The organism is Hansschlegelia sp., assembly GCF_035538955.1.
Lineage (GTDB): Bacteria > Pseudomonadota > Alphaproteobacteria > Rhizobiales > Methylopilaceae > Methylopila.
This window is the reverse complement of the sequence record NZ_DATLJK010000016.1, coordinates 123,491-138,145: the sequence shown is the minus strand read 5'-3', so window position 1 is coordinate 138,145 and position 14,655 is coordinate 123,491. Positions and strand designations below refer to the sequence as shown.

Sequence of the window (14,655 nt, the reverse complement as noted above, 5' to 3'; positions counted from 1 at the left end):
TATCGTTTTCGCAAGATTAAGAGCGGGCCCCGACCGCATCGTTCGCCAGCTGGTCAGACGAAATGCACGAGCAGCAGCCCGCAGGCGGCGCAAGCCAGGAGCGTGCGCGCCATTCCGACCTTGAAATGCAGCATAGCCGCCATGGCGGCCGCCGCCAGCGCGGCGGCGCGCCAGTCGATCGAGGCGAGGACAGGCAGGTCTGGTCCGATCCCATGGATCGTCAGCGGCGTGACCTCGCGGAAGACGACATGCAGGCCGAACCACACCGCAAGGTTCAGGATCACGCCGACCACCGCCGCGGTCACGGCGGAGAGCGCGGCGGCGACGCGGACATTCGCCCGCAGCGCCTCAACGAAGGGCGCGCCGAGAAAAATCCACAGAAAGCAGGGCGCGAAGGTCATCCAACTCGTAAGCAGCGCCCCGAGCGCGCCGGCCACGAGGGGATTGAGCGCACCGGGCGCGCGGTGCGCGGCGATGAAGCCGACGAATTGCAGCACCAGGATCAGCGGACCCGGCGTCGTCTCCGCCAAGCCGAGCCCGTCGGCCATTTCACCGGGCGCGAGCCAGCCGTAAACGCCGACCGCCGCCTGCGCCACATAGGCGAGCGCCGCATAGGCGCCGCCGAACGTCACCACCGCCATGACGCTGAAGAAGGACGCGATCTGCGTCCAGACGCTGTGCGGACCGGCGATGAGCAGCAGCGCCGCCCACGGTCCCAGCCAGACCGGAAGCCCCACAGCCAGAACGCGGAGCGCCCGCCTCAGCGTCGGCTCGGCGTGCGCAAGCTCGCCGCGGTCGAACATCTCGTCCACCACCCCGCGCGACTGCGGAGCGTCTTTTGCGGAGCCGTGACCGCCGGGCCGGAAAAGCTCCGGCGCGCGCCGGGCGCCAATCCATCCGGTCAGCGCCGCGAGCAGGACGATCACCGGGAACGGCAGGCGAAGCACGTAGATGCCGAGGAAGGACAGAGCCGCGATCGTGACCATCGCGCGGTTGCGCAGCGCCCGGCGGCCGATGCGGATCACCGCCTCGACCACAATGGCGAGCACCGCGGCCTTCACGCCGAAGAACGCGGCCTCCACCAGCGGGGCGTCGCTGTACACCGCGTAGGTCACGCTGAGCGCCAGCATCACCAGAGCGCCGGGCAGCACGAACAGCGCGCCGGCGATCAGACCGCCGGCCGTGCGATGCAGCAGCCAGCCGACATAGATGGCGAGTTGCTGGGCTTCCGGTCCAGGCAGCAGCATGCAGTAGTTGAGCGCGTGCAGGAAACGCTGCTCGCCGATCCAGCGGCGCTGCTCGACCAGCTCCCGGTGCATCAGGGCGATCTGGCCGACGGGCCCGCCGAAGCCCAGAAGCCCGATCTTCGCCCATACCCGCGTGGCCTCGGCAAGTGTCGGCGCGGAGGGCGGGTCCAGGGGGCGATCCATTCGGCGCGAGGTTGCCACAAATTTGCGCTAGCGCAACGACGGCGCGCGAAGCCCGTCGCGCCGGATTCGCGGATTGAACCCTGAGACAAGTTGTCTTAGACCGGGCCAAAGCACGCGAGGGCGCTCGCGCAGGCGTATTCAAGTGTCGCCGCCGGCCCGCCTCGAGCCTTTAAGGACACCGCCATGGCTCTTGCCGAGAACATGCTGCCTCCCGTGACGTTCATCGTCGAGTGGGAGAACGCGATCGACGTCGAGGACGAATGGGCGAAGCGCGCCATGTCGTCCTTCCAGAGCGAGCTCGAGCGCAACCAGAGCCGCATGACCGAGAAGCCGCGGGTCATGTACCTCTACGACCGCGGGGCCGTGGACGCCGAGACCATCCAGTCGGTGATCGACGAGGTCGCTCCGCGGCTCAAGGAGTTCGCCGAGGTGGAGTTGGTGGCGACCCCCGGCCTCACCTACTACAAGCTCAAGAACTACGGCGTCTCGCTGGCCAAGACCGAGCTGGTCGTGATGCTCGACAGCGACGCCGGCCCGCAGCCCGGCTGGCTGGAAGCGCTGCTCAAGCCGTTCGCAGACCCCGAGATCATGGCGGTCGGCGGCTTCACCGTGCTCGGTCACGAGGACCTGCTGTCGCGCACCATGGCGCTGAGCTGGATCTTCAATCTGCCGAGCGAGCGCACCAAGACCGTCAAGCGGCACAAGATCCACGCCAACAACTGCGCCTTCCGCACCGAATTCTTCCGCCGCAACCCGTTCCCGGACCTGCCGGCGTTCAAGAAGCAGTGCGGCTTCTGGCTGCGGGACATCAGCGCGCGCGGCTACAAATGGGTCCGCACCGCCGACGCCATGACGATCCATGCGCCGCATCCGGGCTACAAGTTCATCGCCTGGCGCGCCTGGACCACCGGTCTCGACCGCGACTTCCAGGCGTTCCACACCGTGACGCAGTCGCGGCTCGGCCGGCTCGGCTATTCGTTCTACTTCTTCGGCTCGAAGCTGTGGCGCTCGTGGAAGCGCATCATCAAGAAGGGCGGCGAAGTCGACCTGCCGGTGTGGCAGCGGCCTTTCGCCATGCTGCTGTCGCTCGGCTACTTCTCGATCGCCCTCGTGGGCGAGTTGTGGAGCGCGCTGACCCGCAGCTTCGGTCCGCTGCCGGCCACCGGCTCAAACCAGCCGCCGCTCGCCGCGCCCGGCCAGGCCTGAGGCCGCGCCAGGGCTGACATTCAGCGAGGCGCGGTCTTGTCCCGCTTGCGCCTCGCCATCTCGCCGGCGCCCGTCGCCAGCAACCCGCAGAGCGTCGCGAAGCCGAACGCCCCCGCCAGCCGCCGGGCGTCGCCGAAGGCTCCGCCGACCCTGCCCTTCGAGAGCAGCCGCGCAAAATGGCGCGCCGTGTCGCGCGCGAGGCCGGCGCGAAAGGCGGGCTCCGTCAGATAGCGCGGATGCCGCCGGCAGAGCTCGATGGTGGCCGGCACGAAGGTGTCGTGCTTGGCCGAGATCGCGTCCGGCGACCACTGCTTGGTCCACAGCACGGCGTCCGTCGAGGCGCACCGCGCCGTCTGCGCGAGCCGCAGCACCAGGTCGAAATCCTGCCGGCGCTTCAGCGTCTCGTCGAACAACCCTGCTTGGACGATCGCTTCCTTGCGGGCGCTGATGGCCGGCGTCGCCTTGAAGATCCGGCGGGCGAAGATCGCCTCCTCGATCGCGGCGCTGTCGGCGAGCGCCGGATTGATCCGCGTGGCCTTCGGCTTGTTCATCTCGGGCGGGTAGACCAGCTCGAAACTGTCGATCAGCACGTCGACCTGCGGGTTCGCCGCAAAATAGCGCACGAGGAAGCCGAGCTTGTGCGGCAGGAACACGTCGTCGCTGTCGAGGAAGGCGATCAGGGGCGCGGCGGCCTCGCGGACGCCGCGGTTGCGCGCCGCGTTGCCGCCGCGGTTCTGCTCCTGCCGCAGCAGTTTCACGCGCGGGTCGACATAGGCCGACACCGCCGCGCAGGTCGCGTCGCGCGAGCCGTCGTCGACGACGATCAGCTCGAAATCGTCGAAATCCTGCGCGAGCACGCTCTCGATCGCCGGCCCGACGGTCGCCGCGCGATTGTAGACCGGCATCACGACCGCGATGGCTGGCACGGCTCCGACTCTCCCTCTGCGACCGGCGGACGCCGGCGCTATTCGGCAGGAGCAGGCGCAGGCTCCTCGCCCCGCTCGCGGCCGCGGTTCAGCCGCAGCGCGAGCCGGTCGAGATAGAGGTAGACCACAGGCGTTGTGAAGAGGGTCAGCAACTGGCTGACCAGCAGACCGCCGACCATCGCGTAGCCGAGCGGCTGGCGGAGCTCGGAGCCCACGCCGGTGCCGAGCATCAGCGGCACGCCGCCCAGCATCGCCGCCATGGTGGTCATCAGGATCGGCCGGAAGCGCAGCATGCAGGCTTTGCGGATCGCCTGCTCGGGCGCGAGCCCCTCGTCGCGCTCGGCGGCGATCGCGAAATCGACCAGCATGATGCCGTTCTTCTTCACGATGCCGATCAGCAGCACGAGCCCGATCAGCGCGATCAGGCTGAAATCGAAGCCTGCGAGGTAGAGCACGCCGAGCGCGCCGACGCCCGCGGACGGCAGGGTCGAGAGGATCGTCAGCGGATGGACGTAGCTCTCATAGAGCACGCCGAGGATGATGTAGACCGCGACGAGCGCCGCCAGGATCAGCAGCGGCACCGTCTTGATCGAGTCCTGGAAGGCCTGCGCCGTGCCGGCGAAGGAGCCGACCAGCGAGGCCGGCGCGCCGAGATCGCGCATGGTCTGCTCGACCGCCGCCGTGGCCTCGCCGAGCGAAGCGCCGGGCGCGAGATTGAATGAGAAGGTGACAGCCGGGAACTGGCCCTGGTGGTTGATGGTCAGCGGCGAGGTCTTGTCCAGCCGCCAGCGCGCCAGCGCCGAGAGCGGCACCTGCTCGCCGTCGTTAGGCGAGCGCATATAGAGACGGTTCAGCGTCTCGACGTCGCCGCGCTCGGCGGAGGGCGCCTCGAGGATGACCTTGTAGCTGTTCAGCTGGGTGAAGAACTGCGCCACCTGGCGCTGCCCGAAGGCGTCGTAGAGCGTGTCCTGGATGGCCTGCGGCTGGATGCCGTAGCGCGAGGCCTGGTTGCGGTCGATGTCGAGCGTGAGGGTCGCGCCGGAATCCTGCTGGTCGCTCGCGACGTCGCGCAGCTGCGGCAGCTTTCTCAGCGCCTCCAGGATCTTGGGCGCGTATTGGTCGAGGATCTCCAGATCGGCGTCCTGCACCGCGTACTGGAACTGCGTCCGGCTGCGGCGGCCGCCGAGGCGCACATCCTGAGCGGGCTGCAGCAGCATGGTCGCGCCCTCGATCCGGGCGAGCTTCGGACGCAGCCGCGCGATGATCTCCGCCGCCGAGGCGTCGCGCTCCTCGAGCGGCTTCAGCGTGATGAAGCTGCGCCCGGCGTTGGGCGCCGAAGCGCCGCCGCCCGCGCCGATCAGGCTCGCCACCGTGGCGATCGCCGGATCGCTTCTCAGCACGGCGTCGATCGCCTCCTGGCGACGCGCCATCTCGGCGAAGGAGACGTCCTGCGCGGCCTCGCTCGCGCCGGTGATCAGTCCGGTGTCCTGCTGCGGGAAAAAGCCCTTCGGGATGACGACGAACAGCGCGGCCGCGAGCCCGACGGTGGCGACGAACAGCAGCAGCGTCGCGAGCTGGTGGCGCAGCACGACGTCGAGCCCGCGCCCGTAGCCGCGCAGCACCGCGTCGAAGCCGCGTTCGATGACGGCATAGACCCGCCCGTGCCGCGCGCCCTTCTCGTTCTTCAGGAAGCGCGCCGCCATCATCGGCGTGAGGGTCAGCGAGACGACCATAGACACCACGATGGTGATCGCGACCGTCATGGCGAATTCGCGGAACAGCCGGCCGACGATGCCGCCCATCAGCAGCAGCGGAATGAAGGCGGCGATCAGCGACACGCTGATCGAGACGATCGTGAAGCCGATCTCGCCCGCGCCCTTTAGCGCCGCCTCGAACGGCCGCATGCCGTCCTCGACATGGCGGGCGATGTTCTCGATCACGACGATCGCGTCGTCGACCACGAAGCCGACCGCGATCACCAACGCCATCAGCGACAGATTGTTGAGGCTGTAGCCGAACAGGTACATCACCGCGCAGGCGCCGAGCAGCGAGATCGGCACCGCAAGCGCGGCGATCGTGGTCGCCCAGACGCTTCTGAGGAACACGAAGATCACCCCGACCACCAGCGCGATGGTGATCAGCAGCGTGAGCTCGACCTCGTGCAGCGAGGCCCGGATGGTCGTGGTCCGGTCGCTCATGATCTCGACCTTGAGCGCCGGCGGCAGGCCCGCGGTCAGCCGCGGCAGCTCGGCCTTCACCGCGTCCACGGTGTCGACGACGTTCGCGCCGGGCTGCTTGCGCACCACCAGGAACAGGCCGCGCTGGCCGTTCACCCAGGCGGCCTGGAAGCGGTCCTCCGGGCCCTCGATCGCCTGGCCGACGTCGCGCACCCGGATCGGCGCGCCGTCGCGATAGGCGAGGATCACGTCGTTCCACTTCGCGGCTTCGGTCAGCTGGCCGTCCGAATAGATCGTGAAGGCGCGCTTGTCGCCGTCCAGCGTCCCGTTCGGGCTGTCGCTGGTGACGGTCGCCATCACGCCGCGGATTTCCTCGAGCGTGAGGTTCTTGGCCGCGATCTTGCGCGGATCGATCTGCACCCGGATCGCGGGCGTCTGGTCGCCCGCGATCGTCACCTGGCCGACGCCCGCAATCTGGCTGATCTGCTGCGCGAGCCTGGTGTCGGCGAGGTCGTTCGCCTCGGTCAGCGGAATGGTGTCGGAGCGCACCGACAGCAACAGGATCGGGCTGTCGGCCGGGTTGGTCTTGCGGTAGCTCGGCGGCGACGGAAGGTTCGGCGGAAGCTGTCCGCCGGCCGCGTTGATCGCGGCCTGGATGTCCTGAGCCGCGGCGTCGATGTCGCGGTCGAGATCGAATTCGACGGTGATCGAGGTCGCGCCGATCGCGCTCACCGAGGTGAGCTCAGTGACCCCCGGGATCTGCGCGAATTGCCGCTCCAGCGGCTGGGCGACGGAGGACGCCATCGTCTCAGGGCTCGCGCCCGGCAAATTGGCGTTGACCTGGATGGTCGGGAAGTCGACCTGCGGCAGCGGCGCCACCGGCAGCAGCGGAAAGGCCGCAAGTCCTGCAAGCAGCGCCGCCGCCATCAGCAGCGAGGTCGCGATCGGCCTGCGGATGAAGGGACCGGAGACCCCGCCTGCGCCGCCGCCGATCATGGCGCCGCGCTCGCGCTCCCGGTCTCCTCGGGAGGCGCTGCGTCCGTGATTTCGAGCGGCGCTCCGGCCTCGACCCGCGAGGCTCCGGCGGTCACGACGCGGTCGCCGGCGTCGATTCCCTTGGCGACGACCACCACGTCCCGGGCCTGCCGCGCGACCGTGACCCCGCGCCGTTCCGCCGTCTGGTCGGGCTTCAGCACGAAGGCGAAATAGCCCGACGGGCCGCGCTGCAACGCATCCTCCGGCACCGTGACCACGTTCCGCAGCGTGTCGATCTGAATACGGACGCTGACCGACTGGCCCGGCCACAGCGCGCCGTCGGAATTGGCGAAGGTGGCCTTCGCCTTGAAGGTGCCGGTCGCCTGATCGATCTGGCTGTTGAGCACGGTGAGTTCGCCCTGCGCGAGCTCCTGGCCGTCGGGAGAGATGGCGGTCGCCGGAACCTCGCCGCGCCTGGTCGCCGCCGCCACCTGGCCGAAATCCCGCTCCGGGAGCGTGAACACCGCGGTGATCGGCTCGATCTGCGACAGCGTCACGATCCCGGCGGCGTCGCTCGCGCGCACCAGATTGCCCTGATCGACCAGCCGGAAGCCGGCGCGGCCGGTCATCGGCGCCCGGATCGTGGTGTAGTCGAGCTGCACCTGGGCGCTTTCGACCGCCGCCTTGTCGCCCAGCACCGCAGCCTCGAGCTGCGCGACCGAGGCCCTCTGGGCGTCGAGCTGTTGGCGGGAGGCGTAATTGTTCTGCGCGAGCTGCGCATAGCGCGCGAGGTCTCGCCGCGCATTCGCGAGCTGCGCCTCGTCCTGCGCCTGGCGCGCCTTGGCCTGGTCGAGCGACGCCTGGTAGGGACGCGGATCGATCTGGGCGAGCAGGTCGCCCTCCTTGACCGTCTGGCCTTCCTCGAAGCCGATCCGCATGATCTGGCCGTCGACGCGGCTCGTGACGGTGACGACGTTGAGCGGCTGCACCGTGCCGAGACCGGACAGCGAGATCGGCACGTCCGCCCGGCGGGCGGACGCGACCTGCACGGGAACGCCGGGCGTCGCCTCCTGTTGCGGAACGGCTGCGTCGGCGCGCCACTGCATCCTCCATGCGGCCGCGCCGCCGGCCGCGACCAGCGCGAGCGTCAGGATGAGATAGGCCCGGCGCGCCATGGACTTCCTTGGATTCACCTCACGAGCGCAGGCGCGGCTGGGCCGCGTCCGTCCCGACCTACGCAGACGGCGCGCGCTGGATGACACGCGGCCCAGCGCCCCGCCCTTCGAAGGCGGCGACGGTCATTGTCTACCTCCGCATGGGACCGAGAAAGTGAAATGACCGTGTCTGCGGCCGCAGGAAATCATCCTCCGCCTCTGGTCGAAGGCCCCGGGCGCGTCATTTGTGCGCCTCTGCAGGAGAAACTGACAATGCACGCTTTTCAGGTCGGCGCCCAAGCGCACTTCGTCGGCAGCCCGCTCGGGCCGAAGCCGCAGCCCGCGGAAGTCGTCGCCTGCCTGCCGCCCGAAAACGGTCAGCCGGGCTACCGGGTGAAGTGCCTCGACGACGGCCATCTCAGGCACGTCTCCGAGTCCGAGCTCGTCCTCGAACCCGGCAAGTAAGGCCGCTCAGGCCGCCCGGGCCGCCGGCGCCTCACCCGAGAAGGTCTGGGCGCGGCCGCCTGGGCGATCCAGCGCCGCCAGGCTCCACAGCCGGCCCGGCGTCCGCTTCGCCGCGAGCTCCATCTGCAGCCGCCACCATTCGGGCGGCAGCGGCTCGGCGCCCCCATAGGTGCGCGCCGGATCGGCCACGACCGCGAGATAGACGAAGCGGCTGGCGGCGGCGAACAGCTCGTCGAGCGCCCAGGGAACGTCCTCTTCGGGGATGCCCGAGAGCGCGTCGATCGAGACGACGCCGTCGAACCGCCCTTCGACCGGCCGGGCGAACGGCGCCTCAGCGGCGTTGCGCGCCGTCACCGCGACGCCCGCGAAACTCCGCTCGCCGCCGGAGGGCTGCGGCGCCGAATAGTCCAGCACGCTCTTCGCGCCCGTCGCGGCGATCAGCTTGCCGACCGCCGTGGCGTGACGGCGCTCGTCGCCTGCGACCGAAGGCGCGCCATTGCCGCCGCGCGCGAGCGCTTCGGCGAAGCGGCTGCCGGGCCGCTCGCGCGTGAAGACGTTGAAGCGGGCGGCGTCGGCGCCGCGCTCGAGCGCGAACCAGACCTCGCCCTGCGGATGCTCCTCGTAGCGCAGCAGGTCCGGGAACGGCCGCCAGGGCTGCGTCCTGAGCGTGGTGAAGTGGAAGCACTTCGACCGATCGGCCGAGTATTCCGCGTCGCGCGCGTTCCATTCCGGCGGCAGCGGGCCCCACAGATCGCGCGAGGCGATGATGTCGAGGAAGTGCTTGCGCTTGAGCGAGGTGCGCGCCTCCTCGATCAGCCAGTGCTTCGACATGATCTCGCAGTCGAGCAGGCTGACCGAGGTGTCCTCCCGGTCGATGCACAGAATGCCTTTGCCCTTCATGTCGAGATCGAACATCTCGGAGGGATCGGCGAGGTAGATCTGGTCGACGTCGTTGTAGATTCCGCGGCCTGTCTTGCCGGCGAGCGTCGGGATCGCGAAACGGTAATTGGTGAAGCCGGTGGTCCAGCTGCTGCGGTCGAAGCCCCGCAGATCCTTCATCAGATGGATCTCGTAGGCGCGCGCCGGATCGCGGTGCTGCTTGACCGACCAGACGAACACGCGCTCGGCGCGGGCCTGCAGCGGCTCCGTGCCGAGGAAGATGCGGACCGGCGGCTTCGAGCTCGGCTCGACGCCGGGCTCCGGATCGAGCCGCAACACTTCAAGCCGCTCGCGGTGGCCGGCCGGCCGCGGCGGCGCCTTCTTGAACCAGAAACGCGGGTGCTTGTTGTACCAGCGCGTCTTGAACGTCTTTCGCTTCGCGCCCGTCGGTGCCAAATCGTCCGTCCGTCGAAGGGTGTTGTTGAACGCCGGCCGCCGGCCGCCATCGCCCGGAAGGCGGCGGCCGCATCGGGGCGCGGACTCTATGCGCTGGGCTCCCGGCTTGGCAAGGAAGCGCCTTCAGGCCTTGGCCGCACGAGAGCCGCCATGCGCTCGCCGAGCGCGCGTCGCTCGTCCAGATGGGGGGCCGGCGGCGTCTGATTGAGCGTCCCGTCGAACGTCCGGCCCCAGCCGCGGCTCTCGATCAGCCGGTGCAGCGCGTTGAGATCGCGGCGCGGATTGACCCAGCCGGAGGCCATCAGCGCGCGGGCCGCCGGCGCCAGCGGGCTTTTGCCCTGGGCGAGGCTGGCGATCCGCCCGCGCACACGGCTGATGCGCGACAGCGGCACGGCCTCGAGCGGGTAGATTGTCAGCGGCTTCTCGGCCGCGATCGCCTCCGCCAGCATCGCCTCGCTTTCGCCGGTGACCACCAGCAGATCCGCATTGGCGAGGAACGCCACGTAAGGATTGTAGGCCGCGTCGGCGCGCCAGACGTGGAGCCGCGCCTCAGGCGCGGCCTGCCGGATCGCCTCGACGGCGTCCGCCGGCGTGCGCCGGCTGGTGGCGATCGCAAGGCCGCCGCCGACCGCCCGCACGGCGTCAGCCACCTCGCGCGTCATGCGGGCCGCGAAGTCGCGTCCAAGCGCGTGCTGGGCGGTCGGGCCGCCCACGAGAGCCACCACGCGCGGCCGCTCCATGCCCTCGAGCGGATCCGGCTCGTTCGCCCGCGCCTCGGCGAGCGTCTCGGAATCGACCTTGGTCAGCGGCAAGGCGAGCTGCACCAGGTTCGGCCGCGGGACCTGCTGGAAGTAGGCGTAGCGGATGGTGAGGTCGGCGACGTCCGGCGTCTTGCGGCCGATCAGCACCACCCGGGTGCGGCCGCCGCTCGCGCGCTTGATCCAGCGCGCCACCGGCACCGACCGCCGGCCGGCCGCGATCACCAGGTCCGGGAACGGCGGCGCGATCAGGGCGCGGGACGGCTCGTCGAGCGTATCGAGCGTGGCGCCGAGCAGCGGCGTCGCCTTGCGGGCGCGTTCGTTGAAGCCGAGCCGCTTCTCCACCGCCGGCCAGCCGAGCGCGCGCGCCGCCCCCACCACATGGGTGCGGTTGCCGGGCTGGTCATCGGTCAGCAGCCAGACGAGCGGGGGCGGGAGAGACGGAGCGTCGGCCATGCGTCTTCCGTGCGCAGACGCCGTAGGTGGCGCGAAGCCGTTTGTTCCGTCAATACGTGCTCATCCGCGCATCCTCCCGCGTGACTTGAGGCGGTGAGCGATAGCCCCTAGAGAAAGGCGCGCCGCTCCGACCGCCGCCCGGCGACGTGGACGACCCGACAGCCACGCGCCCAGCCGCAGCACGAAGACAGACATGCCGCCAGAAGGGCCAGCCAAGCCGCGCAAGAAGAAGCGGCCTCCGTTCTCCACGCTGATCCGGATCGGGACCGTCATCCCGGTGCGCCGGAGCCTGGTGACGCTGGTCTGCCTCGTCATCGCAGGCGCGGCCGAGGGCTTCGGCGTGGCGAGCCTGCTGCCGCTGGTCGCGGTGATCGGCGGCGACGGCGGCCAGCCCAAGGGCTTCAGCGCCAAGATCGTCGAGGCGGTGCACAGCGTCGGTCTGGAGCCGACGCTCGGCCTGTTCCTCGCGCTGCTGATCGGCGGCATGACGGTCAAGGCGGTCTTGACGCTGATCGCGCAGCACCGCATCGGGCGCGCCGTCGCCGACGTCGCGATGCAGATGCGGCTGCTGCTGATCGACTCGCTGCTCGCCGCGCGCTGGTCCTACTACGTCCGGCAACCGGGCGGACGCTTCGCCGCCGCGCTCGGTTCGGAGGCCACCAACGCCGGCGAGGCCTACAATTTCGCGGCGCGCTTCGTCGCCGAGGTGATCGAGGCGATCACCTATGCGGCGATCGCGACGCTGTTCTCGTGGCGGCTCGGCCTGCTGGCGCTTGTCGTGGGCCTCGTCATGGTGCTGACGCTCAACCGCTTCATGACGATCGCGAAGAAAACCTCGGTGCTGCAGAAGCGGCATTTGAGGAAGCTGATCGCCGGCCTCGCCGACCTGCTCGGCGGCATCAAGCCCATGAAGGCGATGGGGCGGCACGCGCGCTTCCAGAAGCTGTTCGAGCGCGACGCCAACCAGATCCGCAAGGCCCAGCGGAAGCAGAACTTCGCCCGCGAGGCCAACAAGGCGCTGCAGGACCCGATCCTGGCGATCTGCCTCGCCGCCGGCATCTATGTCGCGGTTTCGGTCTACGGCATGGACCCCGGCCATGTGGTGGTGATGGCGCTGCTGCTCGCCCGCACCGTCACGGCGATCGGCAAGGCGCAGCAGGCGCTGCAGGGCGTGCGGATCGCCCAATCGGGCTTCCTCGGCATGGCGGACGCGATCGACATGGCCCGCGCCATGCGCGAGGACAGCCGCGGCGGCCGGGAGCCGACCTTCGAGCGGGGCGCGGAGTTCCGCGACGTTTATTTCGGCTTCAGCGAGGTCGAGATCATCCGCGGCGCGAGCTTCGAGACGCCGCGCGGCCACGTCACCACGATCACCGGCACGTCCGGCGCGGGCAAGACCACGATGGTCGACCTGCTGCTCGGCCTGCACGAGCCGACGCGCGGCCAGATCCTGATCGACGGCGTTCCGCTGCCCGAGCTCGACCTCGTGGCGTGGCGGCGGATGACCGGCTACGTGCCGCAGGAGCTGATGCTGTTCCACGACACGCTGCGCTCCAACGTCACTCTGGGCCAGCCGGAGTTCACCGACGAGGACGTCGCCCGCGCGCTCGAACAGGCGGGCGCGGCCGATTTCGTCGCGCAGCTCCCGGAGGGCGTCGAGACCATCGTGGGCGAGCGCGGCGCCAGGCTCTCGGGCGGCCAGCGCCAGCGCATCGCGATCGCGCGCGCGCTGATCCACCGCCCGAAGCTGCTGATCCTCGACGAGGCCACCACGGCGCTCGACCCGGAGACGGAAGCCAACATCGTGCGCAACGTGGTCGAGCTCGCGCGGTCCACCGGCCTGACGGTGCTGGCGATTTCGCATCAGCCGGCGTGGGAGCGCGCCTCCGACAACGTCGTGCGGCTGGCGCGCGGAAAGATCGTGGCGATTGACAGGCCGGGCTCAGGATGGTCGACCGCTCGCGACGATGACGCCGCGCGCGCGGCCGCCGACGGGCTTGCCTGACGCGCCGGCTCGCGGTCCGAACAGGGATTTATGCATGACGGACCTCGCCGAGCCCGCCCTCTCGCCGGCGAACGCGGCGGATGCGGACCAGACCATTCTGGACGCGCTGGAGGCCGCGGCGCTCAGCCAGGAAGGCTTCAACTTCCACTCCGGCAAGGGCGTGCTGACGACCGCCCTGCCCTACTCCCGGCTCGTCGCCGACGCGCAGGAGCTCGCCGCCAGACTGCTGGGCGCCGGGCTGAAGCCCGGAGACCGCGTCGCGCTGATCGCCGACACCGAGCCGGATTTCGTGCGGCTGTTCTTCGCCTGCAGCTACGCCCGCATCGTGCCGGCGCCGATGCCGCTGCCGATGGCGTTCGGGGGCCGCGAGGCCTATCTCGCCCATGTCCGCCGCATGATCGAATGCGCCGACGCGCATGCCGCCTTCGCGCCGGCGGCGATGAAGGACTGGCTTGTGGAGGCCGCCGCGGGGCTGCCGCTCGCGCTGGTCGGAACCGTCGAGGACCTCGCCGCAGTCGAGCCGGCGTCGGGCGCGCTGTCCCGCCCGGAGCCGGACGACCTCGCCTATCTGCAGTTCTCCTCCGGCAGCACGCGCTTTCCGAAGGGCATCTGCGTGACGCACCGCGCCCTGATGGCGAACGCCACCGGCATCAGCCGTCACGGCCTGGTGGTTCGCGACGGCGACCGCTGCGTCTCCTGGCTGCCGTTCTACCACGACATGGGTCTGGTCGGCTTCATGCTGACGCCGATCGTGGCGGGGCTCACGGTGGACTACCTCGCGACCCGCGACTTCGCCCGCCGGCCGCTGCTCTGGCTCGAGCTGATCGCGCGCTACAAGGCGACGATCTCCTACAGCCCGAGCTTTGGCTTCGAGCTCAGCGCGCAACGCGCGGCGACCCTCGACCTCGGCGATCTCGACATCTCGTCCTGGCGCTGCGCCGGCATCGGCGGCGACATGATCCGGCCGCACGTGTTGCGCCGCTTCGCCGATCGATTCCGCCGCCACGGCTTCGACCTCGACCGCTATGTGGCGAGCTACGGCATGGCGGAGGCGACGCTCGCGCTCACCTTCGCGCCGCTCGGCGAGGGCCTCCGGGCCGAGACGGTCGACCTCGACCGGCTGGAGAGCGAGAGCGTCGCGGCGCCTCCGGCCTCCGCCGAGGCGCGCTCGCGCGAGTTCGTGCTGTGCGGCCCCGCGCTGCCCGGCCACGAGATCGAGATCCGCTCCCCCGACGGCGTGGCGCTGCCGGAGCGGCGGGTCGGACGCGTCTTCGCGCGGGGCCCGAGCCTGATGCGCGAATATTTCCGCGAGCCGGAGGCGACCGCCGAAACGATCTCGCCGGACGGCTGGCTCGACACCGGCGACCTCGGCTATTTCGCCGACGGCCAGCTGGTGATCACCGGGCGCGCCAAGGACCTCATCCTGGTGAACGGCCGCAATGTGTGGCCGCAGGATCTGGAATGGACGGTCGAGAGCGAGATCGAGGGCGTGCGCAGCGGCGACGTCGCGGTGTTCTCGGTCGAGTCGGAGGCGGGCGAGGAGGTCGTCGCACTGGTCCAGTGCCGCCTCTCGGCCGAGGAGCCGCGCGCCGCGCTGGTCGAGCAGGTCGGCACGCTGCTGCGCCTGCGGTTCGGCACGCCGGTGACGGTGCGGCTCGTCGGCGCCCATGCGCTGCCGGTCACCTCCTCCGGAAAGCTCAGCCGGAGCCGGTCGCGCGCGCTCTATCTGTCGCTGCCGCCTGAGAGCGCCTGAACACGTTTGGCGCCG

General features: G+C 70.2%; 10 protein-coding genes. 4 read left to right on the top strand and 6 right to left on the bottom strand.

The features are described from left to right. Nucleotides 1-53 precede the first annotated feature (53 nt). The gene (gene chrA, locus VM780_RS15825) at nucleotides 54-1,430 is read right to left on the bottom strand and encodes a chromate efflux transporter (RefSeq protein ID WP_325449068.1); all 1,377 of its coding nucleotides are present in this window, start codon (nucleotides 1,428-1,430) and stop codon (nucleotides 54-56) included. Between the two features lie 183 nt (nucleotides 1,431-1,613). Here chrA and VM780_RS15820 point away from each other — a divergent pair, with 183 nt between their 5' ends. Beyond that, nucleotides 1,614-2,636: a glycosyltransferase family 2 protein gene (locus VM780_RS15820; RefSeq protein WP_325449066.1), complete on the top strand. Its 1,023-nt coding sequence runs from the start codon at nucleotides 1,614-1,616 to the stop codon at nucleotides 2,634-2,636. A gap of 20 nt (nucleotides 2,637-2,656) precedes the next feature. Here the strand turns inward: VM780_RS15820 and VM780_RS15815 are convergent, their stop codons facing one another. Genes VM780_RS15815 through VM780_RS15805 form a run of 3 tightly spaced genes read right to left on the bottom strand, consistent with a single transcriptional unit; the run spans nucleotide 2,657 to nucleotide 7,889 of the window. Beyond that, nucleotides 2,657-3,562, bottom strand: coding sequence for a glycosyltransferase (locus VM780_RS15815; RefSeq protein WP_325449064.1), 906 nt, complete (start codon nucleotides 3,560-3,562; stop codon nucleotides 2,657-2,659). Between the two features lie 38 nt (nucleotides 3,563-3,600). Beyond that, nucleotides 3,601-6,735 carry a multidrug efflux RND transporter permease subunit gene (locus VM780_RS15810; RefSeq protein WP_325449062.1) on the bottom strand — a complete coding sequence of 1,045 codons (3,135 nt, stop codon included), beginning with the start codon at nucleotides 6,733-6,735 and terminating at the stop codon, nucleotides 3,601-3,603. Then, a complete protein-coding gene (locus VM780_RS15805) occupies nucleotides 6,732-7,889 on the bottom strand; it encodes an efflux RND transporter periplasmic adaptor subunit (protein ID WP_325449060.1) in 1,158 nt (385 codons plus the stop codon). The genes VM780_RS15810 and VM780_RS15805 overlap by 4 nt, the downstream gene beginning before the upstream one ends. 252 nt (nucleotides 7,890-8,141) lie before the next feature. Between VM780_RS15805 and VM780_RS15800 the strand changes: the two genes are divergently transcribed. After that, nucleotides 8,142-8,333, top strand: coding sequence for a hypothetical protein (locus VM780_RS15800; RefSeq protein WP_325449058.1), 192 nt, complete (start codon nucleotides 8,142-8,144; stop codon nucleotides 8,331-8,333). 6 nt (nucleotides 8,334-8,339) lie between these two features. On the opposite strand, the gene VM780_RS15795 is transcribed toward VM780_RS15800, so the two are convergent. After that, a complete protein-coding gene (locus VM780_RS15795) occupies nucleotides 8,340-9,668 on the bottom strand; it encodes a hypothetical protein (protein ID WP_325449056.1) in 1,329 nt (442 codons plus the stop codon). An 86-nt stretch (nucleotides 9,669-9,754) separates the two neighbouring features. Next, on the bottom strand, nucleotides 9,755-10,882 hold the full coding sequence (locus VM780_RS15790; RefSeq protein WP_325449054.1) for an ELM1/GtrOC1 family putative glycosyltransferase: 1,128 nt from the start codon (nucleotides 10,880-10,882) through the stop codon (nucleotides 9,755-9,757). 193 nt (nucleotides 10,883-11,075) lie between these two features. On the opposite strand from VM780_RS15790, the gene VM780_RS15785 reads away from it, so the two are divergent. After that, the gene (locus VM780_RS15785) at nucleotides 11,076-12,887 is read left to right on the top strand and encodes an ABC transporter ATP-binding protein (RefSeq protein ID WP_325449052.1); all 1,812 of its coding nucleotides are present in this window, start codon (nucleotides 11,076-11,078) and stop codon (nucleotides 12,885-12,887) included. Nucleotides 12,888-12,921: 34 nt separating this feature from the next. Continuing rightward, nucleotides 12,922-14,640: a fatty acyl-AMP ligase gene (locus tag VM780_RS15780; RefSeq protein WP_325449050.1), complete on the top strand. Its 1,719-nt coding sequence runs from the start codon at nucleotides 12,922-12,924 to the stop codon at nucleotides 14,638-14,640. Nucleotides 14,641-14,655 lie beyond the last annotated feature (15 nt).